Here is a 24,255-nt window from a genome sequence, read left to right on the forward strand (position 1 = left end):
CCATGACCCCATCACCCCGCCGTTTTGCCAACACCCACCCCGGCGTCGTCATTGGCAACTTCCCCTGGTACGAGATGGTGTGGCGCTCGCTGCGCGGCGATTTCAAACCCCGCTCGGACCCCGCCGGGGGTTATGAAGCCTTTGCCCGGCAGTGGAGCGCGCCCGTGGACCACGCGCGCCTGGCCCAGCGCCCGCAGGCACCGGTCGTCACCTGGCTGGGCCATGTGTCCATCCTGCTTCAGGTGGCAGGCCTGAACGTGCTCATGGACCCGACGCTGTGCGGCTTTGCCGGGCCACTCGGCCGCTTTGGCGCACCACGCCGCGTACCGGCACCGCTGACCCCCGAGCAGTTGCCGCCCATCGACGTGGTGCTGATCTCGCACAACCACTACGACCACCTGTGCTACGGCACCTTGCGCCGCCTGCGCGACGCCGGCCAGTCGCCGCGTTTTGTGGTGCCCCGGGGCTTGGGAGACTGGTTCACCCAACGCGGCATGGGCCCCGTGACCGAGCTGAACTGGTGGGAACACACCGACATCGCCCCGGGTGTGCGGGTGCACTTCACGCCCGCCCAGCACTGGAGCCGCCGCACCCCATGGGATACCAACGCCTCGCTGTGGGGCGGCTACGCGCTGGAATGGGCGCGCCCGAACGCTGGGGACCCCTGGCGGTTTCTGTTTCCGGGCGATACGGGCTACAGCGACGACTTCAAGGCCATCCGCCAGCGCCTGGGGGCTGTGGATTTCCTGGCCCTGCCCATCGGCGCCTACCTGCCGCGCGATTTCATGAAACCCATGCACGTGAACCCCGAGGACGCCGTGCAGCTGATGCTGGATGTGGACGCCAAGCAGGCCATGGGCGTGCACTGGGGCACGTTCATGCTGACGCAGGAGGCGTTTGACCACCCTCCGCGCGACGTGGCCGCTGCACTGGCGCAGCGCGGCCTGCCGCAGGACCGGGTCTGGCTCATGCGCCACGGCGAGACGCGCGCCGTCCCGATGTGACAACCGGCGGCGCAAGCGATGGCTCCGCCGTCGCCGCTGCTGCGGTTACGCGCAGTTGCGCAGCGTCTTGCCCGCCATGGCGCTGCGCAGCGCATCGAACTGCGGGCGCAGTGCGTCGGTCACGGCGGGCAGGCGCAGCGTGAAGCCGGGGGACTCGGGCCGCTCCTGGATCACGCGGGCCGTGCGCACGCCCTTGTTGCCCAGGTTGGCCAGTTCGCGCTCTGCGGCCTCTTTGGACGAAAAACGGCCGAGCGAGAGGCCGTACTCCAGTGTGCCGCCTGCCCGGTCGTGGTCCACCTTGCGGGCCCGCAGTTCGGCGCGTTTGCGGTCCAGCGTTTCCAGGTCTTCAAAGCGGCCCATGTAGACCATCCAGCGGCCCGGGATGGGCGTGGGCTCCAGCAGCCAGCTGCCCGGTGGCAGGTTGGCGGCGGCGGTACGCAGGGCGTCGGCCTGGCGCTCGTCAAATACACCGGCCTGCAGGCATTCGGCGGTATCGGCAGGGGGTGGGGAGGAAGCGGCGGAAGACGCCACGTCGGCCGATGCGGTGGCCGTGCCGGGGGTGGAGGGAGCGGGTGGGGGGGAGGACGAAGAAGAAGAGGAGGAGGAAGAGGAAGAGGAAGAGGAAGATGTTTTACTGGGGTTCACACGCAGGATCTGCAGCGTCTCGGGCCGGATCTGCTGGTTCATGCGCTGCGGCTCTGCCTGTTCCTCGGGGGCAAAGCCCCAGTCCTTGAGCAGCCCTTGCGACCACGCGTAGTAGCCCGCGTTGGCCAGCAGCAGTGCGATCACGGCAAGACGTAGCATGGAGCGCGGCCTTTCAGGAACATCGAGATCAACAAAGGGAGCTTCTTCACACCGGAGGCACCGCAGTGGGCCGCACGCTGATTTCGGAACTCGTGATGGCTTGCATGCCGCCCGCAGTGTGCACCAGCAGCGCGCCATCGTCCCCCACGCCGTGCGCCGTGCCGGTGTGGCCGTCGCTCAGCGTTACGGCCCGGCCCTGCAGCACATCGCGGGCTGCAAAGCGGGGTTGCATGGGGCCAAACCCGTAGCCTTCAAACGAGCGCAGCATGGCCACCAGTGGCGGCACGATGCGCAGCAGCGCGGTGGGGGCGTCCAAGCCGGGCTCTACGTCCTGCAAGCTGCCGGGCGGCATGCTCATGCCCTCGGCGCTGCGCGGCAGCACGTTGATGCCGATGCCCACCACCACATACCGTGCGGTGCTGGCACTGGCCGTTGCAGCAGAAGCCGCCTGGGGCGCCACAAAACTAGCAGTCTCCACCAGGATGCCGCCCAGCTTGCGGTCACCCGCCGCGCCGCCCAGCCAGAGGTCGTTGGGCCACTTGAGCCCCACACGCGCGGGCTGGTCGGCGCCCAGAGCGGGCAGCACGGGCTGCAGGCTTTCAGCCACGCTCACCCCCACAGCGAGCGAGAGACCCGACCAATCCTGCGGCGCCAGCGGCAGCCCCAGCGACATCATGAGGGAAGCCCCCACATCGCTTTGCCACACCCGCCCCAGCCGCCCGCGCCCGGCGGTCTGCTGCTCGGCCACCAGCAGCGTGGGCTCGCACTGGCCGTTGCGCGCGCGGCGCATCAGCTCGGTGTTGGTGGAGTCGATGGTGGGCAGCACCTCGACGGTAAAGCCCGGTAACAGCGGTGACACCGCTTCCCAGATGGCCTCGGCGGGCCAGCGGATGGGAGAGGCGGCGCTCACTGGCTGCGGCCCCGCGGCTTGGTGGTTGGAGGCGCTTTGGCGGCTTTGGCTTTTTTGGCGGAAGACTTGGGTGGAGAGGGTTTGGATGGTGACAACGGCACCGGTGGTGCCCAGCCACGCTTGGGCGCCAGCAGCGTGCCCCGGCAGTTCTTGCTGCCGCACCAGCAGGGGTATTCGGCCTTGAGCTTCTTGGTGTAACGCTCTTCGATGATCAGGCCGTAGTCGTAGTTCAGCTCTTCGCCCGCCTTGATATTGCGCAGGGCGGTGATAAAAATGCGGCCGTCCCGCTCATCGGCGTAGCAGTTGGGGTTGCAGCTGTGGTTGATCCAGCGCGACGAATTGCCGCCGAACTTTGCGTCGATCACGTGGTCTTCATCCACGTGAAAGTAAAACGTGTGATTGGGTTGCAGGGGGTCGTGCGGGTGCCGGTCCTGCGCTTCCTGCCAGCCAATCACTTCGCCCGTGTACTCCACAAGGACTTCGCCTTCCGCAATATCCTGCACGGCAAACACGCCCTTGCCATGGACGCCAGAGCGCCGGGTCTGGATGCGGCGGCCCGGTGCAAGGGTGGGGGCGGCAGGCGATGCGGAGCGGGGCATGGCAAAAACTCTGTTAACTTGATAGTGCACACATGTGTGCGTGCGCGTGTATGCGTGTGCATGCGCGTGAGACCCGAATTGTAGAAGCGCCCGGAACCCGGGCAACCAGAATGACTGGCGAGAGCCCCAAAATGACCAAGACCCTGGTAATTGCAGAAAAACCCTCTGTCGCGCAAGACATCGTGCGCGCATTGACCCCCGTGGCCGGAAAGTTCGACAAACACGAAGACCACTTCGAGAACGACCGCTATGTAGTCACCAGCGCCGTGGGCCACCTGGTAGAGATCCAGGCGCCCGAAGAGTTTGACGTGAAGCGTGGCAAGTGGAGCTTTGCGCACCTGCCCGTGATCCCGCCGTACTTCGACCTGAAGCCCGTGGACAAGACCAAGACGCGCCTGAACGCCGTGGTGAAGCAAGCCAAGCGCAAGGACGTGACTCAACTCATCAACGCCTGTGACGCGGGCCGCGAGGGGGAGCTGATCTTCCGCCTGATCGAGCAATACGCTGGCGGCGCCAAGCCCCTGGGCAAGCCCGTCAAGCGCCTGTGGCTGCAGTCCATGACGCCCCAGGCCATCCGCGACGGCTTTGACGCACTGCGCACCGAGCAGCAGATGGCGGGCCTGGCCAGTGCAGCCCGCAGCCGGTCTGAGGCCGACTGGCTGGTGGGCATCAACGGCACCCGCGCCATGACGGCGTTCAACTCGCGCGATGGCGGGTTCTTCCTGACCACGGTGGGCCGGGTGCAGACGCCCACCCTGTCGCTGGTGGTGGAGCGCGAAGAAAAGATCCGCAAGTTCATCAGCCGCGACTACTGGGAAATCCACGCCACCTTCGGTGCGCAGGCTGGTGAATACCCCGCCAAGTGGTTCGACCCCAAGTGGAAGAAGGGCGAGGATGTGGAAGCCCGCGCCGACCGCGTGTGGTCTGCAGCCGAAGCCCAGGCGATTGCCAACGCCGTGCGCGGCAAGCAGGCCACGGTCACCGAAGAGAGCAAGCCCACCACGCAAGCCTCGCCCCTGCTGTTCGACCTGACCAGCCTGCAGCGCGAGGCCAACGGCAAGTTCGGCTTCTCGGCCAAGACCACGCTGGCACTGGCGCAAAGCCTGTACGAGCGCCACAAGGCCCTGACCTACCCACGTACCGACTCGCGCGCGCTGCCGGAAGACTATCTGCCCGTGGCCAAGCAGACCTTCGAGATGCTGGCCGACAGCGGCATGCGCCACCTGGCGCCGCACGCGCTCACCGCGTTGAACAACAACTACGTGCGCCCGTCCAAGCGCATCTTCGACAACAGCAAGGTGAGCGATCACTTTGCCATCATCCCTACACTGCAGGCGCCCAGCGGGCTGAGCGAGGCTGAACAAAAGCTGTACGACCTGGTGGTGCGCCGCTTCATGGCCGTGTTCTTCCCCAGCGCTGAATACACGGTGACCACGCGCATCAGCACCGTGGCGCCCCACAGCTTCAAGACCGAAGGCAAGGTGCTGGTCAAGCCGGGCTGGCTGGCCATCTACGGCAAGGAAGCGGCCGAGGAGGTGGAAGGCGGGAAGGACGGCGACAAGGGCCAGAACCTGGTGCCCGTGAAGCCCGGTGAAATGGTCAACACCCTGCAGGTGGACCCCAAGGGCCTCAAGACCAAACCGCCCGCACGTTATTCCGAAGCCACGCTGCTCGGCGCCATGGAAAGCGCGGGCAAGCAGATCGACGACGACGAACTTCGCGAAGCCATGCAGGAAAAAGGCCTGGGCACGCCAGCCACGCGCGCGGCCATCATTGAAGGTCTGCTGACTGAAAAGTACATGCTGCGCGAAGGCCGCGAGATCATCCCCACGGCCAAGGCGTTTCAACTGATGACGCTGCTGCGCGGGCTGGAGGTCGAAGAACTCTGCCGCGCCGACCTGACCGGCGAGTGGGAGTTCAAGCTCTCGCAAATGGAAAAGGGCCTGCTCAGCCGCGAATCCTTCATGGCCGAGATCGCCGCCATGACCGAGCGCATGGTCAAGAAGGCCAAGGAATACGACCGCGACACCATCCCCGGCGACTACGCCACGCTCGAATCGCCGTGCCCCAACTGCGGCGGCGTGGTCAAAGAGAACTACCGCCGCTTTGCCTGCGTGGGCAAGCCCGGCTCGGAAGGCTGCGGCTTCAGCTTTGGCAAGTCGCCCGCAGGCCGCACGTTTGAAACCGCAGAGGCCAACGCCCTGCTGCGCGACAAGAAGATCGGCCCGCTGGAAGGCTTTCGCTCCAAGGCCGGCTGGCCCTTCACGTCCGAGATCGTCATCAAGTACGACGACGAAGCGCACAACTACAAGCTCGAATTCGACTTTGGCGATGACAAGAAGGGCGAAGAGTCCGGCGAGATCGTCGAGTTTGAAGACGCGTCGCTGGGTGCCTGCCCCATCTGCGGATCGGAAGTGCACGAGCACGGCAGCAACTACGTGTGCAGCAAGGCCGTGCCCACCGCTGCGCAGCCCACACCGAGTTGCACCTTCAAAAGCGGCAAGATCATCCTGCAACAGCCTGTGGAGCGCGAGCAGATGACCAAGCTGCTGGACACCGGCAAGACCGACCTGCTCGACAAGTTCGTGAGCATGCGCACGCGCCGCGCCTTCAAGGCCCACCTGGCTTGGGACAAGGAGGCGGGGAAGGTCAACTTTGAGTTTGCGCCCAGCAAGTTCCCGCCGCGCCCAGGCGCTGCTGCTAAAACGATAGCTGCCAAGGCAGGAAAGACAAGCGCTGCAGCCAAAAAATCCGCTAAACCTGCCGCTGCCAAAAAGGCCCCGGCCACCAAGACCGCTGCCACCAAGGCACCGCGCAAGGCCGCCGCTGGCAAGGCCCCCAGTGCCGCGCTGGCTGCCGTGATCGGCAACGAACCCGTGGCGCGCCCCGAGGCCGTGAAGAAGATGTGGGAATACATCAAGGCCCACAACCTGCAAGACCCCAAGGACAAGCGCACCATCGTCGCCGACGACAAGCTGCGCGCCGTGTTTGGCAAGGACAGCGCGGGCATGTTCGAGCTTGCGGGCATCCTGGGCAACCACCTGGGCGGCGAATGATGCAGCCGCTCCACACGGAACACGCCGCATCGCCCGCACGGTTCGCACAGGGCTTCTGGCGCACCGCGCTGGTGGCCTTGGCGGTTGTCGGTGTGCTGGGCGGTTGCAGCAGCACCGCAGGCTCTGCGCGCTCCGGCGACCCTGCCAGCCAGCAGCAGCCTCAAGGTGCCAGCGGCGTGACCGTGTTTGGCGACATCGATGTCGGCGTGACGAAAGAGCGCACGCGCTGACGGTGCTTGTGCTGCCGTCGGCTGAAGCCTGCCATCATCCGGCACAGCGCTGCGCAGATGATGGCGCTTGAGCCCCAGGGGAAAGAACGATGGGCGAACCCGCACTGTCCTTGCAGATTGCCACCACGGTCCACCACCGCATCCACACCGTCACCGTGCGCATGGATTCGGTGGGCTGGGTGGTCTCGGGCACCAAGCACCTGGTCACGCCCGGCGGCGGCCACCGCTACCCCCGCGGGCGGGTGTTTGTGCTGCCGCGTGGCGCGCAGTGGGAGGTGGTGAACGACCCGGCGCCCCAAGGCCGCTATGTGGCGCGACTGCTGTGTTTTGCGCCCGAGCTGGTGGAGCAGTTCCACCGCCAGTTCGGGCAGTTTGCAGCCGTCCCGCCGGTGCAGGGCTGCGCAGGCCTGGCGGCCGACGCCACCTTTGAAGACAGTTTCACGCGTGCCGTGGCCGCGCTGGAGAGCGATGCCAGCTCGCAGGCGCTGCGCGAACACCGCGCGCTCGAAGTGCTGCTGATGCTGGCCGAGGCGGGCATCGTCTTCGCCCCGCCGGGCGAGCTGGGCTGGGCTGAACGCGTGCGCCGCATGGTCGGCCCCAGCCCGCAGGCCGACTGGACGGTGGAGCGCATCGCCGCCGCCTTTGCCACCAGCGCGAGCACCCTGCAGCGCCGCCTGGCGCAAGAGGGCGAGACCGTGAGCCAGTGCCTGCGCGATGTGCGGCTGGAGACGGCGCTGGTGCTGCTGCAAAGCTCCACGCTGCAGGTGTCCGAGATTGCGGCCCGCTGCGGCTATGAATCGCACAGCCGCTTCAGTGCGGCCTTTCGCGAACGTTTCGGCTTTCCGCCTTCGCAGCTGCGGCCCTGATGGCTGCGGCTGACGCGCAGCGCACAGCCATTGATGCCGCCGGGCCAATGCGAAGGCGCGGCGCGCAGCACCATCAAGCCCTTGTTTCACACCGCTACTGCAAGGAGCTTTTCAGATGACCCACCCACTTTCACGCCCCCTTCGCGTTGGCGCCGCCATCGCAGCATTCGCCACCATCGGCTTGGCCCCTGCCGCCCACGCCTTCGCGCTCACTAGCCCCGACTTTGCCGAAGGCAGCACGCTGCCCCAGCGCTTCGAGTTCAAGGGCTTTGGCTGTGCGGGCGACAACCAATCACCCGCCCTGCGCTGGAGCGGTGCACCCGCAGGCACCCAAAGCTTCGCCGTCACCGCCTACGACCCCGATGCCCCCACAGGCTCGGGCTGGTGGCACTGGTCGGTGGTCAACATCCCCGCCAGCACCACCGAGCTTCGGCCCGACGCGGGGGCTGCCGGCGGCGCCAAGCTGCCCGCAGGCGCCAGCCATGTGCGCATCGACTACGGCGTGGCCGCCTGGGGTGGGGCCTGCCCGCCCGAAGGCGATGCGCCGCACCGCTACATCTTCACCGTGCACGCGCTCAAGGTGCCGCGCCTGGACCTGCCTGCCGACGCCACCGCCGCGCTGGCCGGCTACATGATCAACGCCAACAGCCTGGGCAAGGCCACGCTCACGGCGCGCTACGGGCGCCCTGCGGCCAAAGGCAAGCAGCCGTGATACCGCGTGGTCGGGTGGGCGTCGTGATGTTTTAAGCTTGGTGGTCACCCACCACACCACAGGCCCACCCCATGCGCAGCACCCGCGAACGCACCCTCTGGTCCATCCTGGCCGCACTGCTGCTGGCCGCCGCAGCCGCCGCATGGTGGACGGCCGACCAGTGGCTGCCCCACGCCGGGCCATGGACCGAGCAGGCCTGGAAGAAGATCACCCGCCCCGGCCCCGACACCTTGCCGCCCGGCAAGCAGCAGCCCGCCGCACAAGCCCGCTCTGCGAACAGTGGCGCGTCTGAGCCCGTGGCCCCGCAGCCGCGCAAGTGCGTGAAGGACGGCCGCACGACCTACACCGACCAGCCCTGCCCCAAGGGCACGCAGGAGCTGCCGGTGGATGGCGCTGTGACATCGCTGCCGCGCGCGCAGTAAGTTCATGAAGATGGCGTGCAGCGGCTCGTCCGCCGGTGCGAGGCATGTCGTTTTTTTCCTAGCCCGCCAGGGGGCTGCGCGGATTCAATCGGTGCATTGATTCACTACCCAAGGCCTCTCTCTTTCTCTTTCGAGGGCCGCATGCACCGATGCAAAACCACACCCGCCTGCGCGCATTTTTTCTTCTGCTGGCCCTTCTGGGTCTGGCCGTCCCTTGGTACTTCAACACCGTGTATTTTTTGGCGGGCGGCAGCGTGATGCCCGACGTTTTCTGGCGCGATGCCTTTGCCAATGCATTGACCACCGGCATCACCCTCGACGTGTACCTGGCCGCCGTGGCGTTCTCCGCCTGGGTGGCGGCAGACCGCAGCCTGGGCGCGTGGCGCTGGGCTTACATCGCGGCCTGCTTTGGCATTGGCCTCGCGTTTGTGATGCCGCTGTACCTGGCTCAGCGCTTGCGCGTGGGCTCCAAGGGTGGGGCAGGTTGATTCGGTAGGGTCTGTGCCCCAATCTGCAAGGGCCAGTGTGCGGTCAGCGGGCTGCGCGTGCCCTGCACCAGGGCCTGCAGCGGGTGGCCCGCCAGCCTGCGCACATCGCGCGCCATGTGCGACTGGTCGTAGTAGCCCTGGTCGGCCGCCAGGTCCACCACCGGGCCGCCGGGCGTGGCGAGGGCGTTGCCCAGCGTGCTGTTCAGCCGCGCAATCACCTGAAACTGCTTGGGCGCCATGCCCCAGTGCGCCACAAAGCGCCGTTCAAACTGCCGCTGGCTCAGGCCCATGTGCTGATCCGCGCCTGGGGCATCGTCGTGGGCCGCCTGCAAGAGGGCCAGGGCTTGCAGCCGCCGTGCTTCACACGGTGACGGCGGCGCGACCAGCTGCCGGACGAACTGGCACAGCACCGCGATCCGCGCGGCATCATCCCGCGCAGCATGCACGCCGTGCTCCACCTCGGTCCACCCAGGGCCCACCAGTTCTGCCAGCGGCCGCAGCGTATTCACCAAACCGCGTGCGCTGGTAAACAGCGCCGCCGCGGCTTCAGGCTGCAGCACCAGCCCCACGGCCCGCACCGGCCCGCCGTGTTCGTACACCGTGGCCGTGGTGCTGGCGCTGATCCAGGCCGCTGGCGGCACCAGTGCGCCCCGGCAATGCACCTGCCCGGCCAGCCGCACCACCAGCATGCTCGACACCATCGCCGGAAAATGCGACTGCGCCAGCTCCGCCGGGGCGTCGACCACCACCCCCGCCATCAGCCAGGGCTGCAAATCAGAAGGCACGGGCACAAAACGCTGCATGCCCGGATTCTGCACACGGTCGCGCCCCATGCATTCCTCCAGCCACCCGTGCGACATGCGCCTGCCGCACCGCCCGACTATCCTTGTTGCTTCAATACCCCCACCCAACACACTCCCCGCACGCACCATGCAGCAAGAGCAAGCCCCCACCCGATCCCTCCCCCTCGCCGGCGCCACCAACTTTCGGGACCTGGGCGGCTACACCGGCCAGGGCGGGCGGCCCGTGAAGTGGCGGCGCATCTTTCGCTCGGACCACCTCGCCGCCCTGACCCCCGAGGACCAGGCCCTGCTGGCCCAGCTGGGCGTGGCCCGCGCGGTGGATTTTCGCGGCAAGGCCGAAAGCGCCGCCTATGCCTACGCGTTGCCCGGCATCGCCTACCACCCGCTCGCCATCGAGCCCACCGTGGTGCAGCGCGCGCTCGACCTGCAGCGCACCGGCCGCCAGCTCACCGCGCAAGACGCCGTGGGGCTCATGCAAGACACCTACCGCGGCTTTGTGCACGACAACGCCCCGCGCTTTGCCGAACTGTTCAAGCTGCTGCTGGCCAGCGACACCCCCACCGTCTTCCACTGCACCGCTGGCAAAGACCGCACCGGCTTCGCCGCCGCCCTCATCCTGCTCACCCTCGGCGTGCCGCGCGACGTGGTCATGCACGACTACCTGCTCACCAACACCCTCTACCGCCGCCCCGAAGGCATGGGCAGCCACGCGCCCGAGGAAGTGTTGGCCGTGCTGTGGCGCGTGCAAGAAGGGTTTTTGGACGCCGCCCTGCACATGGTGGACAACGACTTTGGCGGCCTGCAGCCGTATCTGGTGGACGTGCTGGGCGTGGACGCCGCCGCGCAGACAGAGCTGGCGGGGCGCTATCTGCAGGCGGCGGTGTAGCCAATTCGCACCAAGACCTCGAAGAATCGCGCGGCACCCTGTGCGTGGGTTTGTGCCGTGCAAATCCCGTTTGCTATCAAAGCAGAAGCTGCCAATGCAATACAGCAGGGCGATAGAGCCATGTTGGCGGGTTCTTTTTGCCGAACCCTCGCCCCGCACAACCCGCCGTACCTACCAACTTTCGCAGGTTGTGCCGCGCTCCCTCACCCCCTACAGTCAAGTAACAAATGCACACAAGGGCGGGAACAGGGAGGAGAGGCTGACAGCAAAGGCGACAGACAGGGTTGCTACTAGCACCGGGCGCATACCTTCGGGATGAAGGCATGCAGCCTGGTGAGAAACGCCTTGCTGAGCAGCCCGAACACAGGGTCGAAGGCAACGACGACCTGCTCAGGGACCGCAGCTGCTACTGCGGTCCCGTGGGGCCCCGGCAGGTGCAGGCCGATAAAAAATCGGGTTGCACCTGCCGGGGCCTGTTGAGCGAATGCTGCAGTGCTCAATTGCTCATAAATCAATAGCTGCAGGCGCTTGACTACCAAGCGCTAGAGGCCTATTTGATCAAAATTCTCAACGAAATGAAGGAGGCGCAGTTCCAGCAAGCCGCTAGTGCGGTGTTGCACGCTATCCGGCACTGGGCTGCACCCGCCCCTCAACCGCACCCTGGCGCCGCACCCGCCAGTACAGCCAGCCCATGATCGACAGGTTCAGCAGGTTCCACCCCATGCCGTTGATGAACGCCGCCTTGTAGCTGCCCGTCACGTCAAAAATCCAGCCCGACATCCAGCCCCCCAGCGCCATGCCGATCAGCGTGGCCATGATCACCGCGCCCACCCGGGCGCCAGCCTCTTGCGGCGCGAAATACTCGCGGATGATGATGGCGTACGCGGGCACGATGCCGCCCTGGAACAGCCCGAACATCGCCGAGATCACATACAGCGGCACCAGCCCGTCAAACGGCAAAAACAGCATCAGCCCCACCCCCTGCAGCGCCGACCCCAGCAGCAGCGTGCGCACCCCGCCAATGCGGTCGCAGATCACGCCCGACACCAGGCGGCTGACAATGCCGCACGCCAGCATCAGAGACAACATCTCAGCCCCGCGCGCCGCGCCAAAACCCAGGTCGGTGCAATACGCCACGATGTGCACCTTTATAGTAGATGTAGCTTTTTGGTACTTCTAACTCTATCTGCAATTTCGTCATGGGAAAGTACAACTTCAGAGTGGTGGAACCAGACTCGGTGCAGTTGACACGTGCAGGCTACGGGCGGGTAGCCCGCCTACCATTCATTCTCGATTCTCGGCCGGGCATCCATCGAGACGGATCGGAGTACTTAATTGATCGGGGCCTAGGAACTTGGAACCCGCTCAACCCAGGGACACAGGGACTTCGCCCTGCTGAGAAAAGCATTCGCAACTACGCACACTGGCTCTGTAACTTCCTAGAGTGGTGCGAGGCAAAGGGCATTGACCCTTTGAAAGCTGACTACGTTGACCATGTCACCGGCCGCTATCAGCCCGATTTGGTTTCGGGCCTCTGGGGAGTCGGCAGGCCGTTGAGCGCGGGCACGGTAAATCGCTATGTCGACGTTGCAACGGACTACCTAAGTTGGATGGCGTTGAAAGGCAAGCGCCCACCTTTCGCCGTGCCGCTTACGAGTCGCGTTTCTCACTCTCGGTCGGGTCTTAGTACAGCCAACAACTCTCCACGCACCCATGAAGTTCGCAAAGGGAGGGTCCGCGAATCCCCCAAACACCTGCGCATGCCTACTGAGGTAGCCGTGGACGCCTGGATTGCCTCCGTCTACAACCAGAGAGGACAAACCTATGGGCTCATGTGTGAAACAGTACTGATGTCAGCCGCACGACGACAGGAGGTCGCTTGCTGGCGTATAGACACCCTTCCCCTTGACCCCCGGGACTGGTTGATCATGAATCCTGCAGCTGACGTGAAGCATCAGGAGGTCTCAGTGTCTCTCCGGTATGGCACAAAAGGCAGAGATTATGGCAAAGACCATGGTGACAAAATTGGCCCTGACCGCACCATAAAAATTCCGCTTCATCTCGCTGAAAAGCTGCATGCCTACCGTAAAAATATCCGCCCCCGGCTTCTGCAAAAATGGGTTGGTAGCGCCCGAGGCCTTAAGACTCAAAGCGAGAGGCTGAAAAAATCGGTTCACTTATTTCTGAATCGCGAGGGTCAGCGGCAATCCGTTTCTGGATTTTATAGCGCATGGAAATCTGGAAACCTCCCGTACCCTAGCTGGTCACCGCACCTTGGCAGGCATTGGTGGGCTTGCTCCACGCTGCTTCAGGAAATAAAAGCGGGCAGAAAACAGGAGACCCCCGAATATACAGACTCGGGAACCCTTACCGCCATTTTGCTCACGGGAATAATTCAGTTGAAAATTTGTCCACAGCTAGGCCACATCAGTAGCAACACTACCAAACTGTACGTGAAGTGGGTTTGCGATCAATTAGGCGAAGCACTACCCGAGCGTTATCAATCCACAATGCTTGATGAAACAGATGATTTTTAATGAAAATACACAAGGTCTCAAAGGATAATTTGCATGGAATTGAGAAAGGTCTTTCGCTTGTAGATTCGCATGATTCAATACACAAAACTGATAGCCCCCTCAAGTTCTGGACGCAGCACGCTACAAAGCCATGCTTAGTCGATTTGACGGACTTGGAGAATGGCCAAAAAACCCCAAAAAAACCTGGCCTAGAAGATCGCTGGCTTGGTGGATATAGTGGACGACCTGCATTAATTCATGAATTGCTACCTGCAATTAAAGATAAACTTATGTGGGCAACGGCGAAGACGTGCTTTAACTGTGTTGCGGATCTCAAGAGCTGGTGGCGATTGTTCGACGAAATGGAGGCGAACGCCCTCAACACATTGGTCGTTCTTGCACCAACGCGAAGTGTTAAAGATTTGACACATCTACACCAGCAAATGGCCGTGCAGCGCTTCTCTCCAAACCAGTTCTCTGCATTCAGGTCCGTCGCGGACGCCACCCGACGCGCATTGGAAATGAAGCCACTCGCCTGGAACGGCCCTGAGCAGCTCAAACCGTCCAGAGACATACCAACATCGGCGCAATCTAGGACCATCTTCACGCACATCAAGCGTGCCTGGTTTGAAGCGCTGGACAGGTGGAGTATTGTCGACGAATTACTCGTCGGGAAAAAAGTGCCCGCCAACGAGCAGCAGGCCGAATGGCTACTGAATGCCGATTTTTTGCGAAATTTGATTGATAGGGGATGCTCTCCGACGACAGCGTCTATCAAAAAAGTCTGGGAGCAAGATACAGGAAAATCACATAAAACAATGTGGCGCGACGGTTTAACGATCGACAGTATGTTCGAAGTTCTTTTTCCGACTGCATTTGACATTCGCATGGGGTTCCATCTCGCGCTGATTGGCGGCGGATGGAATGTCCAAACTCTCCTCGATCTGCGTGTTAATCCCAGCGTCTCCCTTTCTGAATGCACGCCATTTTTGCGCGATCACCCGCAGGACTCGAGTCGCTATATCATGACAGGGTACAAGGAGCGCGGTGGGTCAAATCATGTTATGCACGGCGATTGGAAATCGGATCGATCTCCAGGCCGCGTTATTCGTACCATAGTAGAAAGGACGTGGTCCCTGCGGCAGGAAATTGTTCGTCTTCTTCGCTTGGCCGAGTTGAAAGTTGATGATCTAATTGTAAAAAAAGCAGATGTGATGTCAATCACGCAAGCGCGTTTGGCAGCATTGGAGCTCCAGCGCAAATCCCAAAGTGTTTGGCTTTATCGCACTAGAAGTGGTATCCAGGCTCTGCATGAAAACAGCTACGACAAGTACGACAGAAACACTCCGATTTTACACATCGTCGTCGATCACATAAACAGCAATTTAAATGCGAATAATCTAATTCCAAGAATAAGCGCTAGCGACTTTCGCGATGTTTTTGCTGAATATGTTTACAGAATATCTGGCGGCTCAATCTTGGCTATTCAACGAGCGCTGGGACATCTTTCCGTCAGTACAACCGCTAAATACATCGACAATAAACTCCTCAACGCTGAAAGTGCCCGCACTTTCGTTAGTTATACGAATGAGATGTGGTCGATGTGTTTGACCTCTGGACAGCTTGACCACACTACCCTCCGACAAATCATGGAGCGGGAGCACATCACTCCTGAGCAACAGTTGCGCCTGACCGAGTACCGAAAATTGAAAAAGAGCAGGCTGGGCATAGGTTGCAAAGATCCCAGTCGGCCGCCTACTCGCATTGATCCCCAGTTCGCGGCAGGTGGTCTAACACTGTGCACTGCGCATCGCTGTACCTTGTGCCTTGAGAATGCAGTCATAGCGCCTGAGGCGTTGGAAGGTCTTGCAATGCGGCTCGCCGAACTGCAGCACATCAGGAGTCGAATCCCCATCGAGCACTTCTGTCGAGGGGGAGATGTCTCCTGGCAGGCAGAGCTTCAGAACACTGAAACAGCTTTGCTGGGGTTTGACGCCACGTCGGTTCAGGCCACATTTGATAAATGGACGCTTCGTATTAAGCAAGGTGAGCATCGAGTGCCTGAGTTCAATGGTTCCTCACCGCGCAAAGGGTTCGAGCATGAGTAGGCGTGTGATTCGGCAAGAGGCTACTGCGGAGTTCCAAACGGCGTCCAAGCTGGTACTAACCAAGTACGCTGCGGAAGATATCCAGTACATGGATCAAGCCGAGCTTCTGCGAATTAAATCGCTGCTAGGGCACGGCGAGGAATGGGCGAGGTGGTCGACTCCTCGCGACTGGTTCCCGTCTGCTTCGCCCATTCAATGGAATCTATCCATCGAGGAAAAGATAATTGCCAACGTGACTCAACTGCTAAAGCGTAGCTGTGAGTCCGTTTGGCTCTTTCGAACTCTTATTGCTCAAGCGGTTCTAGTGTGCAACCGATACCTAGTTTTGTGCCGCATAGGCCCCGTGAGCCTTAAAAATGGCCGTGACAGCCTTGACCCCTCGGTGGTCGCAGAATTGGCCTACCAGAGCGTCTCCTTCATTGCAGCGATCAGTGTCGCCAAAGCGATCCCTTTAAATGGTGAAGGGCCTGTAGGGACTGATGAAAGTGAGCGCGTGCACCCATCGCATCTAAGCTTCGCATCCGTTTCAAGAGAGGACGTTGATTCACTCCCCCTCTCTGCCACGTCGAAAACAAACATACACGTAGAGTTGAAGCGCATGCACGCGGCAGCCTCAAGAGGATTGTGGGCTGATGCACCGCCCATCGGTGTAAACCTGCAAAAGGCGACGCGAGTATCAGGCGAAGCAGAGTTGCCATTGCCATTGGCCCGTTCTGACCCACATCTTCCTTTTCCCGATGACTTCATTTGTGAGTTGGGCAACCGGTCCTACTGGATCATTGAGCATTTAGGACCAAATATCCTGCGTATCTTGTCGGTTTTTCAAGAGCTCTGGCAAGACGCCTATGACTCAAAAATAGATGTTCGCGTCTTGAGTAGACGATGCGCAGCCTACCTCAATGACGCAATCTGGACGGATGCAAAAGGGCAATTGATCGAAGCGTTGCCGTTTGAATTAAAGCTTAACAAGCGAGGAGCCCATAGCAAAGAAGCACCAAAAGCAAAAAACTTGAGCTCATTGGAAAACCTTGAGGCTGAGCTCGGACACCCCACAACAGATCCGCGCGCTGAAGCGTGGCCTCCTAGGGGTGCAACCCAAGTTTTTGGCTTGGCCAGAGTCTTGCAGGGTGCTCACCTATTCGTAACCGGCCTGTCAACTGGTTGCCGAAACGGGGAGATTCTGATCATGGAGCGAAGTGCTATACGTCGGGCCCGCGATGGCACAACGTTCGCAAACGGTCGCACTTACAAATTGGTGCGCCGCCACGACGGGGAGCTGCGCGACTGGCCTCTTCCTGAGTTCGCGGAGCGCGCCTTTGAGCAGCAAGTCAAGCTCATCTCCCTGACGGAGCGTCTGCCGCCCTTAAGTGCGCTAAGGCCGCTCTCGAACCCTCGTGAAATACCAGAAGGGAAGAATCTCTGGTTCAGCTCTGGAAACCGCACTGTTCAGGCAACATCGGCGATGCTAGGACAGCTATTGAAACACTATTCAAGCGTATTGGGTTTGGACACTGAACCCGGCGGGCAGGCAATCAGGGCGCACAGGTTAAGAAAGACTCTAGCTAGACTAGTTGCGCTTGCGATTGTCCAAGCCCCAAAGTTGCTCCAGGAGGTATTTGGGCACAAGCACATCGAGATGACCATCTACTACATCTTGGCGGACAAAGCCCTTTCTGCGGAGATTGATGAGATCGTTCGCGAACTCCGCGTCATTCGCTGTGCAGACGATCTCGAAAAATTCGTTGCTGCAGATGAAGCTAGGTTGTCGAAACAACGTTCAATTTCGAGTGAAAAAGCAATTGCCGACGGCGAAGCAGATCTCACAGACGACGGCTATGGAGGGTCAGCCTCTTCCAGCATTCGCCGCGCAGTGACGGAACACGGTCGCGCGCTTCATCAACGCTCGCAGGATTGGGGGGCAGCGGACATTCGGGATTTGGCAGAAGTGCTGACTTTTGGCGGAACTACGTGGAATCTTGTTCGACCGGGGGTCATGTGCACTAAGTCCTTGAACCAGTTTGGTCCTTGCAACAAGAAGCGTGGACATCCCGATCCGGCAAGCTGCCAAACTTCTTGCGATTATCGACTTGAGCAAGCCTGGCTGCGTGAGGAAGTGGATAGCTGTATCTCGCAAGCGCTGCAGCACTGGCAATTTGAGGTCGAGAAACAACAAGAGCTCGTCGCTGACTTCTGGGCCGGCCAGGTTCGGATGCATCTGGGTCGCTTTAAAGATCTTGAACGGAAGTGGCGATTCGACGCACGAGTCCAGAAAATATGCCAATCTGGAGGGTTGTGTGAAGAATGAAGAGTAAGGCGTCTTCAAAGTTTTCGGATGAGGCGAGAGAGCAAATCCGAGTAAGCGCAGAAGCGCGAGGAGCGCAACGTCACGGTGAGGTCGTGGCAAAGGTGACCCAGGCCATGCGAAAAATCGAGAAGGAGATACAGGCGAACCAGGGCCTTTATCCCGCGAACGGCGGGACCCTAAACTTCATTGAGCTCGTGCGTCGCTCAGACATCGGTCCCAAGACGCTCTTCGGAGCCAACTACAAGGACAGTTTCAAGAAAAATGTAGTGGATCCGTGGCTATTGAACGTGAGAGGGGTAGCGGCCTCATCTCGGCGAGAAGCGAAGCGGAGTGCTGCTCAACGAGTTTCGGAATGGCGAGAGCTATACGACGATCTGCTCACTGCTTATCGCATCAGCGAGCTCGATTGGCACGAGGCTCGGAGATTGCGCGCAGAAGCTGAAGACAAGCTGCAGCAGCTCACAAATGAGAACAAGGAACTCCGAACGAAACTGAACAAGCTCATCAAGGGGAATGTCACGGCATTGCCGAGTAGGTCCAAATAGCTCTGAAAACCGGTGAGTTGTGGTTGGATGTCTTCGGGCAGGGCTAGGCCAGCGCCCTATGGAGACAGCGATGCATCGATCATGGGTGAGGTAGACTGGGCGCTCGAGCACGACTCTATGAAGAGCGCGAATGAGCCGTACTGGACCTCCACCGGCTGAAGGGTAAGCGTGGCCTCAGCACCCCATTGCTCCCACAGTCCTAGCCGCCGAGCAGCAAGCGCGCGGCGAACACACGTTGATGTCTGGCGGCCGATGTAGGAGGCTCGTGTCCGCTCAACTTAGTCGGACAGATGGACACTTACGAAATGGATTTGATCGGACGGCGTCGCCGGCGGCGGCACGGCGCGCAATTCAAGGAAGCGGTGATCCAAGAGTGCATGCGCCCTGGTGGGGTATCAATGGCCGCGGTGGCGCTGGCACACAGCTTGAACGCGAACATGCTGCGCAAGTGGGTGATCGACGCGAAACATGCGTTGCCCCCCAAGACCAAGACAAGACCAAGACAAGCCCAAGACCGAGCCACCGTTGCGCAAAGCGCCAATGCCGGGCCCAACGTTCGTGCCGCTCGCGCTGCCCGCAGCTACAGTGGAAGGTGACATCCGCATTGAGTTGCAGCGAGGCGGCACCACCGTCACCGTCGTCTGGCACTGCCAGTGCTGCTCGCGATTGCGCCGCCTGGCTGAGCAACTGGCTTCGATGATTCGCGTCGGAGCGGTATGGCTGTGTGTCGAGCCGCTGGATATGCGCGCCGGAACCGACGCAACTGCGTATTCCGGACATCCCTGAACATTGTGTCCAATTCGGCATGAACATCGAATCCGGGCGACTCTGAACACCTGTTCTGATTCGCCGTGAACACCGCCGCTGCTCACGGTCGATGGACCGGCATCGTAGACATTGAACGTGCAACATGCACATCAACTCGGGACGATGGACAGCAGGCCAGCTTGCAGACGCAAAGACGGCCTCATGAACAACTCGCCAGCATGATGATCAGTGTGCTGGCCTCACAAACATCGCTGGTGTGACCAGTACACCAGCCCAGCACAAGGACTGCTGGACCAGTGCCGCCTACACGGCATTGCGCCTTCGCTTCTCGTAATGATTAGCTAGTGACCAGCTTCGTCGCCTTCAGCTTGCGCCTCGTTTCGGCTTTGAGTTAGCCCACAAGGTTGCCTGGGCCTCCTTCATTGGCGCGCTTGCTTTCCAAACACCAGAAACCTAGGAACTCGAGTGCTTTCGAAAGCCTTCGCTTGCACCGATCACTGTAAGCAAGGTACTTCTCAACGACCCATACTGATCATTGAACTGCTTCTTGGCTTTGTCGATCTTCCTCTTGGCCTTGGACAAATCAATAATCGCGACAATCGTCCCGATGATAAGGAGGGCGGCACCGATCACGCCAAGTGCGCCGCCAAGTGCATCCGTAACAGAGAACTCTGCTGTTACTTCTTCGGTAACCTCTGCCGTAGCCAAATCCCCTGCAGCGTCTTCATCGGAAATAGGGCCCGAGAATGTTGCTTTTACCCCTTGGAATATTTTGGCAAATGATTGGAATGGACTCACTCCATTTGCCTTCCAGTTAACAGCCATAACAACGATGGTCGCAACTCCTACAAGATTGCCCAGCTCGGAAACAATAGTTGTAATTTTCTTGGTATCATCCCCTTCTCCGGGGCTGGTCATATTTATAGACTTATTTTCCAAACTGAATACTCCGGCCCACCGGGCATGTCTCTCATTCAGGATGCCTAGATGGATGGAGGAGAGTGCATCTTGAAAGTCCTGAATGCTCTGAATGGGCTGGTAGCCGACGATGATAGTCCAGAATAGCGTTTTAACCAGTTCGTTTATGTTTATCTTTGGATCTGCTGTTGCCTTCTGCAATGCATTCACATAACGGCGGGTGGTATCAGCCTGAACTATTTGATATGAATTCTCCTGAAGATCATTAATATTTTCCTTGGCTTTCTTTGCTGCAGCTTGCGAATGATTAACTTCAAATGAGACGCCAACGGCGGTAATTATTCCTGCCGCCAGCCCGATCGCAACACTCATATGATATTGCGCTTTGCCGAAGTTCTTGTTAATTTCTTGGTGCTTGGCATCGCTAATGGAATTATCCAATTTGTATTCATTTTTCTTGTCATGGTACACTTTGTAAAACACAACAAAGAGGTCGTCATAGAGATAGTGATACTTCGGATCCAATACTCCATCAGTTGTTATGTTATCAATCAAATCAGCGATAGATTGGAGTCCAGAGGCGATGGATAGTGTGTCGTGATGACTAAACGTCTTTAATGTCATGATGGCTGCACAGTTTGGTTTCCCTACTCGTAAGGCTTTTCGGGATGACGCCTCTCTTGGTTGGACTCCAAGAAACCCAAAAACAAAATCGTGTCCAGCCCTTCAGCCCGCAAAAATTGTTCGGCCGTTCAATCTGGATATTGGTATCCAATCGAATTTCGGCTGGGTGGATTGTCATAATCGCTAAGATTTCTGGCGGATCGAATACGTTGCATAGCACTTGAGCGACGACGGACTCGTTTAGGCGGCGATCACGCGCGTCGGAGGCGTGTTGCCCTGTCCGTCATGGATGATCGCAACCGTTGCGAAGCCAGGATTCGGGGTCACCGGTGGCTCTGGTGTGACCGGAGTCCTGTGGTTTCCGGCACGACCGGCGTGGAGTCGCTGCTAGTTCCCCCGCCACAACCCACCAGCAAGGCCGCGCCCAGCAGTCCTGCAATCGCACATCGCCGGCTCCACTTGGTGCTTGCTTTCTCCATGCCCACTCTCTCTTTGTATCTGATAGGGGCGGATGCTATCGAGCAGCCACGGAGTTGTATGTCCCTCGAACACGTGACACGTTTTTATACAGTGCTGTAAATTTGCACAGTCACTTGCTTCGCCAGCGTCCGCAAGGCGTCGCCATTTGTCCCTCAAACAAGGGACATACAACTCTGCCTCAGACGTCTAGCATCGCGGTATCTTCTGGCCCCACGATGAACGCCGCATCCTCCGACCTCAGCCCAAACCTGTCGCCAAGCAGTGAGCCACCTCTCATCCGTGTTGCCATCGTCGAAGACGATGAGGTATTCCGGGCCGGATTCGAGGCAGCAATCGCATCTGCGGCGGATCTCTGCGTATCTGCAGTGGCACGCACTTGCGCCGAAGGTTTGGCCATGCTGCAAGGGCCCGCTGCGCATGTGCTGCTGGTGGATCTAGGCTTGCCGGATGGCTCCGGTATCGACGTGATTCAGGCTGCGCAAATGCATTGGCCGGAGTGCGCCACGATGGTGGCCACCGTATTCGGCGACGAAGCACATGTGCTGGCGTCCATTGAGGCGGGAGCCTCGGGATATCTGCTCAAGGACGCGACAGCAGAAGGCCTCGTGGCAGAGGTTCGCACTGTGCATGCGGGCGGCAGTCCGATTAGCCCGCTGATTGCGAGGCGTGTGCTGCAGTGCATGCGTGTGGCGCCTGCTGGCCCGTCGCCGGCGTCGCCACCGCCAGCGCAGGCCGTGGCTTCGACCGGACCGGCAGAGGCCTCTCTCTCCGCAAGAGAAACACGGGTGCTTGAGCTGGCCGTCAAGGGATTTACCTATGAAGAAATCGCAGGCTTGATGAACGTGTCGCGCTATACCGTTCAGACCTTCGTGCGGCGGATCTACCAGAAGCTTAAGGTGGGTACCAAACTCGACGCCGTGCAGCAAGCGCGGCTTCGCGGCTGGTTGCCTCCTGGTCCATGATGATTGGCAGATGGTTTTTGTGGTGGCGGTTGTTGCTGATGTGGTCGCTTGTCTCCGCAGGCTTGGCGGCGTGGGCCGGAGACACACGGCTACCGGTCCAGCATCTCGTAGATGCACAGTTCGCCATGACCGACGGGGGCACGTGGGCACCGTTGGGATCCGATGTGCAGGTTCCCGCTGCAGTCCAATGGGAGTCGATGAGGGAGTCGGTTGTCTTGCCCCACAAACGCAGGCGTACCACTACCTCGTCAGACGCTGGCGATGTTCTGCACACCGCCTGGTATCGATGGGAGATTTCGCGGGGCCTGGAGCAGGTTCCCATGGGTCAGTTGTACTTCTATCTGCCTCGCTGGCAGACGGTCGGCCAAGTGGCACTTTTTGCTGACGACGAGTTGCTCTACCGTTCTGCCGCCAGCCCCGTCTGGAACGGCTTCAACCATCCCCTATGGCAATTGCTCGATAGGCCAGGTCATGAGCGGCCGCGAACGGTATGGCTGCGACTGGACTATCAAGAATCAGCAGGATTGAGCGTATCGACGGCCTGGCTGGGAGACAAGGCAGACCTCAACGCACGCCGAGCCTGGCGTGAATGGCTGCAAGCGGACCTTCCACGCGCGCTCAGTCAGGCCTTCCTCGTGCTGGGCTTTCTGGCCCTGGGAGTATGGGCACTGCGAAGAGAGCCTGCGTACCTATTGTTCAGCGTCAGCACAGTGCTGTTCCTCCTGCGGGCGTTGCACTACCACCAGGGACTAGAGCCACCTCCGATCCCCGACGACTGGTATGGATGGATGACGATCTACTCCACCGCGTGGATGGTGCCGGCGGTCTATGCCATCGGCGTTCGACTGCACGGCAAGTCCTATCCTTGGGGCGAATGGCCCCTGGTCCTGCTGTTGCTAGTGTCCACCGTCATCTCCATTCCGAGCTTGGCCGGAGATTCGAGGGAAGGACACAACGCGGCCACACCGCTGGCCTATCTGCTCCTGTTCTCGACGCAGATTGGGCTGGTGGTGCTGGGGATCTGGTCCGCCTGGCGCGCCCGCTCCAACGATGCGCTGCTCGTAGCCAGCAGCCTTTTGCTGGGCATCCCCGCATCGGTGAACGATTTGCTCATGCTTAATCATGCCGTCACTCCCGAAGGCCTGTATCTGCAGCCGTACCACATTGGGCTGGTTTTCATCACCTGCTTGGTCGTGGCTGTTCGGCGTTATCTGGCGGCACTTCGAAACAGCGAGCATGCGGCAGCAGGGCTGGAGCAGCAGTTGCGTGAACGTGAGGCGGCGTTGAACGAAAGCCATGCGCAGCTAAGAGCCATCGAACGTGACCAGGTGCTAATGCAGGAGCGGCAGCGACTTATGCAAGATATGCACGACGGCCTGGGAACAACGCTGATGGGTGCACTCAAAGCGGTGGAGCGTGGGCAAGAGCAGAACCTCGCAGAAGTGCTGCGCGAATGCATTGAGGATCTCAAGCTTGCTATCGACTCGTTGGAGCCGGTTCAGACGGATCTACTGCTGCTACTCGCCACGCTGCGTTTCAGGCTGGGCACTCGGCTGGAACAAGCCGGATTGCGACTGCAATGGAAGGTCCAGGACCTCCCGCCCATGGAGTGGATCGACCCGCGTAGTGCTTTGCACCTGCTGCGTATCCTGCAGGAAGTGATGGGCAATGCAATGCGCCACAGCGGTGCCACAGAGCTCACCGTGGCTACTCGATTGGAGGCAGCTTGCGCCGTAGTGATGGTGCAAGACAACGGGCGGGGATTCGATCCTGCTTCGGTGGACAGGCGGGGACGAGGACTGCGTCACGTCCAGCAGCGGGCCGAAGCTTTGGGGGCGAAGGCTATTTGGAGGGCGGTGGACGGGACCTCTGCGACAGGGGGTACACAGTTTGAGTTGTGGCTGCCTCTTGAGCGCCCTAGCAGTTGAACGCCACGTTCCGCTGGGGGTGCTGGACTGAGCGGTGGCACTGCCTCGTTGCATGCTATGTACGCCGCCATTCATGATCAACGGATCAAGTGGTCACGTAGCCGGACTGAGTGTTCAAGTAGACCGGGATACGCAGCAACCCTTGCCCGGGTCGTGAAGGTCTCTGGCGCCGCGCGACCGCACCATGCCTACGTATTCGCCAACAAGCGCTCGACTCGTTTGAAGGTCTTGGTCCACGATGGCATGGGCATGGGCATGGGCATAGGCATAGGCATAGGCATAGGCATAGGCATAGGCATAGGCATAGGCATAGGCATAGGC

At 60.5% G+C, this 24,255-nt stretch carries 21 protein-coding genes and 1 pseudogene; 16 read left to right on the plus strand and 6 right to left on the minus strand.

Annotated elements, in window-relative coordinates; all coding sequences use genetic code 11:
• Window positions 1–2: 2 nt before the first annotated feature.
• Window positions 3–1,004, plus strand: coding sequence for an MBL fold metallo-hydrolase (locus AC2YJX_RS11200; RefSeq protein WP_218300871.1), 1,002 nt, complete (start codon window positions 3–5; stop codon window positions 1,002–1,004).
• A 45-nt stretch (window positions 1,005–1,049) separates the two neighbouring features.
• Here AC2YJX_RS11200 and AC2YJX_RS11205 read toward each other — a convergent pair whose 3' ends face one another.
• From AC2YJX_RS11205 to AC2YJX_RS11215, 3 genes are read right to left on the minus strand one after another with little or no spacing between them, the layout of a single operon-like run.
• Window positions 1,050–1,808: an SPOR domain-containing protein gene (locus AC2YJX_RS11205; RefSeq protein WP_487256078.1), complete on the minus strand. Its 759-nt coding sequence runs from the start codon at window positions 1,806–1,808 to the stop codon at window positions 1,050–1,052.
• Between the two features lie 46 nt (window positions 1,809–1,854).
• Window positions 1,855–2,718: a biotin--[acetyl-CoA-carboxylase] ligase gene (locus AC2YJX_RS11210; protein ID WP_121508206.1), complete on the minus strand. Its 864-nt coding sequence runs from the start codon at window positions 2,716–2,718 to the stop codon at window positions 1,855–1,857.
• On the minus strand, window positions 2,715–3,317 hold the full coding sequence (locus tag AC2YJX_RS11215; RefSeq protein ID WP_487256079.1) for an SET domain-containing protein: 603 nt from the start codon (window positions 3,315–3,317) through the stop codon (window positions 2,715–2,717). Before AC2YJX_RS11215 ends, AC2YJX_RS11210 begins: the two co-directional genes overlap by 4 nt.
• 131 nt (window positions 3,318–3,448) lie before the next feature.
• On the opposite strand from AC2YJX_RS11215, the gene AC2YJX_RS11220 reads away from it, so the two are divergent.
• From AC2YJX_RS11220 to AC2YJX_RS11245, 6 genes are all read left to right on the plus strand, one after another.
• Window positions 3,449–6,373: a DNA topoisomerase III gene (locus AC2YJX_RS11220; RefSeq protein ID WP_487256080.1), complete on the plus strand. Its 2,925-nt coding sequence runs from the start codon at window positions 3,449–3,451 to the stop codon at window positions 6,371–6,373.
• Window positions 6,373–6,603 carry a hypothetical protein gene (locus tag AC2YJX_RS11225; RefSeq protein ID WP_233573500.1) on the plus strand — a complete coding sequence of 77 codons (231 nt, stop codon included), beginning with the start codon at window positions 6,373–6,375 and terminating at the stop codon, window positions 6,601–6,603. The genes AC2YJX_RS11220 and AC2YJX_RS11225 overlap by 1 nt, the downstream gene beginning before the upstream one ends.
• Before the next feature lie 89 nt (window positions 6,604–6,692).
• Entirely contained in the window at window positions 6,693–7,469 is a 777-nt protein-coding gene (locus tag AC2YJX_RS11230; RefSeq protein ID WP_487256081.1) for a helix-turn-helix transcriptional regulator, read from the plus strand.
• Between the two features lie 115 nt (window positions 7,470–7,584).
• Window positions 7,585–8,181 (plus strand): YbhB/YbcL family Raf kinase inhibitor-like protein, encoded by a 597-nt coding sequence (locus AC2YJX_RS11235; protein ID WP_487256082.1) that lies wholly within the window; start codon window positions 7,585–7,587, stop codon window positions 8,179–8,181.
• 71 nt (window positions 8,182–8,252) lie between these two features.
• Entirely contained in the window at window positions 8,253–8,603 is a 351-nt protein-coding gene (locus tag AC2YJX_RS11240; RefSeq protein ID WP_055401712.1) for a DUF4124 domain-containing protein, read from the plus strand.
• Window positions 8,604–8,752: 149 nt separating this feature from the next.
• Window positions 8,753–9,091, plus strand: coding sequence for a DUF2834 domain-containing protein (locus AC2YJX_RS11245; RefSeq protein WP_436131439.1), 339 nt, complete (start codon window positions 8,753–8,755; stop codon window positions 9,089–9,091).
• Here the strand turns inward: AC2YJX_RS11245 and AC2YJX_RS11250 are convergent.
• A complete protein-coding gene (locus AC2YJX_RS11250) occupies window positions 9,052–9,924 on the minus strand; it encodes a helix-turn-helix domain-containing protein (protein ID WP_487256083.1) in 873 nt (290 codons plus the stop codon). The genes AC2YJX_RS11245 and AC2YJX_RS11250 overlap by 40 nt on opposite strands.
• Window positions 9,925–10,021: 97 nt before the next feature.
• Between AC2YJX_RS11250 and AC2YJX_RS11255 the strand changes: the two genes are divergently transcribed.
• A complete protein-coding gene (locus AC2YJX_RS11255) occupies window positions 10,022–10,780 on the plus strand; it encodes a tyrosine-protein phosphatase (protein WP_487256084.1) in 759 nt (252 codons plus the stop codon).
• A 621-nt stretch (window positions 10,781–11,401) separates the two neighbouring features.
• On the opposite strand, the pseudogene AC2YJX_RS11260 reads toward AC2YJX_RS11255, so the two are convergent.
• Window positions 11,402–11,929: pseudogene (locus tag AC2YJX_RS11260) on the minus strand (MFS transporter); the annotation flags it as partial.
• Between the two features lie 779 nt (window positions 11,930–12,708).
• Here AC2YJX_RS11260 and AC2YJX_RS11265 point away from each other — a divergent pair.
• From AC2YJX_RS11265 to AC2YJX_RS11285, 5 genes are all read left to right on the plus strand, one after another.
• Window positions 12,709–13,317, plus strand: a complete 609-nt coding sequence (locus tag AC2YJX_RS11265) for a hypothetical protein (protein WP_487256085.1) — start codon at window positions 12,709–12,711, stop codon at window positions 13,315–13,317.
• Window positions 13,317–15,404, plus strand: coding sequence for a site-specific integrase (locus AC2YJX_RS11270; protein ID WP_487256086.1), 2,088 nt, complete (start codon window positions 13,317–13,319; stop codon window positions 15,402–15,404). Before AC2YJX_RS11265 ends, AC2YJX_RS11270 begins: the two co-directional genes overlap by 1 nt.
• A gap of 343 nt (window positions 15,405–15,747) precedes the next feature.
• Window positions 15,748–17,709, plus strand: a complete 1,962-nt coding sequence (locus AC2YJX_RS11275; protein ID WP_487256087.1) for a site-specific integrase — start codon at window positions 15,748–15,750, stop codon at window positions 17,707–17,709.
• Between the two features lie 113 nt (window positions 17,710–17,822).
• Complete coding sequence (locus AC2YJX_RS11280) at window positions 17,823–18,254, plus strand: hypothetical protein (RefSeq protein ID WP_487256088.1); 432 nt, start codon at window positions 17,823–17,825, stop codon at window positions 18,252–18,254.
• Between the two features lie 290 nt (window positions 18,255–18,544).
• The gene (locus AC2YJX_RS11285; RefSeq protein WP_487256089.1) at window positions 18,545–18,850 is read left to right on the plus strand and encodes a transposase; all 306 of its coding nucleotides are present in this window, start codon (window positions 18,545–18,547) and stop codon (window positions 18,848–18,850) included.
• A gap of 625 nt (window positions 18,851–19,475) precedes the next feature.
• Here the strand turns inward: AC2YJX_RS11285 and AC2YJX_RS11290 are convergent.
• On the minus strand, window positions 19,476–20,564 hold the full coding sequence (locus AC2YJX_RS11290) for a hypothetical protein (RefSeq protein WP_487256090.1): 1,089 nt from the start codon (window positions 20,562–20,564) through the stop codon (window positions 19,476–19,478).
• A 695-nt stretch (window positions 20,565–21,259) separates the two neighbouring features.
• Here AC2YJX_RS11290 and AC2YJX_RS11295 point away from each other — a divergent pair.
• The 3 genes from AC2YJX_RS11295 to tnpB form a co-directional block, all read left to right on the plus strand.
• Window positions 21,260–22,006, plus strand: coding sequence for a response regulator transcription factor (locus AC2YJX_RS11295; protein WP_487256091.1), 747 nt, complete (start codon window positions 21,260–21,262; stop codon window positions 22,004–22,006).
• Between the two features lie 320 nt (window positions 22,007–22,326).
• Window positions 22,327–23,934, plus strand: coding sequence for a sensor histidine kinase (locus tag AC2YJX_RS11300; RefSeq protein WP_487256092.1), 1,608 nt, complete (start codon window positions 22,327–22,329; stop codon window positions 23,932–23,934).
• A gap of 57 nt (window positions 23,935–23,991) precedes the next feature.
• On the plus strand, window positions 23,992–24,255 hold a 264-nt coding region (tnpB, locus tag AC2YJX_RS11305; RefSeq protein WP_487256093.1), incomplete at its 3' end, for an IS66 family insertion sequence element accessory protein TnpB.

It is taken from the genome of Acidovorax sp. SRI_002, assembly GCF_057586455.1.

Excerpts from the sequence above, each read along its gene's own strand:
- AC2YJX_RS11285 (WP_487256089.1), top strand. The coding sequence starts at position 18,545 with ATGGACACTTACGAAATGGATTTGATCGGACGGCGTCGCCGGCGGCGG.
- AC2YJX_RS11295 (WP_487256091.1), top strand. The coding sequence starts at position 21,260 with ATGAACGCCGCATCCTCCGACCTCAGCCCAAACCTGTCGCCAAGCAGT.
- AC2YJX_RS11200 (WP_218300871.1), top strand. The coding sequence starts at position 3 with ATGACCCCATCACCCCGCCGTTTTGCCAACACCCACCCCGGCGTCGTC.
- AC2YJX_RS11245 (WP_436131439.1), top strand. The coding sequence starts at position 8,753 with ATGCAAAACCACACCCGCCTGCGCGCATTTTTTCTTCTGCTGGCCCTT.
- AC2YJX_RS11215 (WP_487256079.1), bottom strand. The coding sequence starts at position 3,317 with ATGCCCCGCTCCGCATCGCCTGCCGCCCCCACCCTTGCACCGGGCCGC.
- AC2YJX_RS11225 (WP_233573500.1), top strand. The coding sequence starts at position 6,373 with ATGCAGCCGCTCCACACGGAACACGCCGCATCGCCCGCACGGTTCGCA.
- AC2YJX_RS11235 (WP_487256082.1), top strand. The coding sequence starts at position 7,585 with ATGACCCACCCACTTTCACGCCCCCTTCGCGTTGGCGCCGCCATCGCA.
- AC2YJX_RS11270 (WP_487256086.1), top strand. The coding sequence starts at position 13,317 with ATGAAAATACACAAGGTCTCAAAGGATAATTTGCATGGAATTGAGAAA.
- AC2YJX_RS11250 (WP_487256083.1), bottom strand. The coding sequence starts at position 9,924 with ATGGGGCGCGACCGTGTGCAGAATCCGGGCATGCAGCGTTTTGTGCCC.
- AC2YJX_RS11240 (WP_055401712.1), top strand. The coding sequence starts at position 8,253 with ATGCGCAGCACCCGCGAACGCACCCTCTGGTCCATCCTGGCCGCACTG.
- AC2YJX_RS11230 (WP_487256081.1), top strand. The coding sequence starts at position 6,693 with ATGGGCGAACCCGCACTGTCCTTGCAGATTGCCACCACGGTCCACCAC.
- AC2YJX_RS11265 (WP_487256085.1), top strand. The coding sequence starts at position 12,709 with ATGAATCCTGCAGCTGACGTGAAGCATCAGGAGGTCTCAGTGTCTCTC.
- AC2YJX_RS11255 (WP_487256084.1), top strand. The coding sequence starts at position 10,022 with ATGCAGCAAGAGCAAGCCCCCACCCGATCCCTCCCCCTCGCCGGCGCC.
- AC2YJX_RS11220 (WP_487256080.1), top strand. The coding sequence starts at position 3,449 with ATGACCAAGACCCTGGTAATTGCAGAAAAACCCTCTGTCGCGCAAGAC.
- AC2YJX_RS11205 (WP_487256078.1), bottom strand. The coding sequence starts at position 1,808 with ATGCTACGTCTTGCCGTGATCGCACTGCTGCTGGCCAACGCGGGCTAC.
- AC2YJX_RS11280 (WP_487256088.1), top strand. The coding sequence starts at position 17,823 with ATGCGAAAAATCGAGAAGGAGATACAGGCGAACCAGGGCCTTTATCCC.
- AC2YJX_RS11290 (WP_487256090.1), bottom strand. The coding sequence starts at position 20,564 with ATGACATTAAAGACGTTTAGTCATCACGACACACTATCCATCGCCTCT.
- AC2YJX_RS11300 (WP_487256092.1), top strand. The coding sequence starts at position 22,327 with ATGGGTCAGTTGTACTTCTATCTGCCTCGCTGGCAGACGGTCGGCCAA.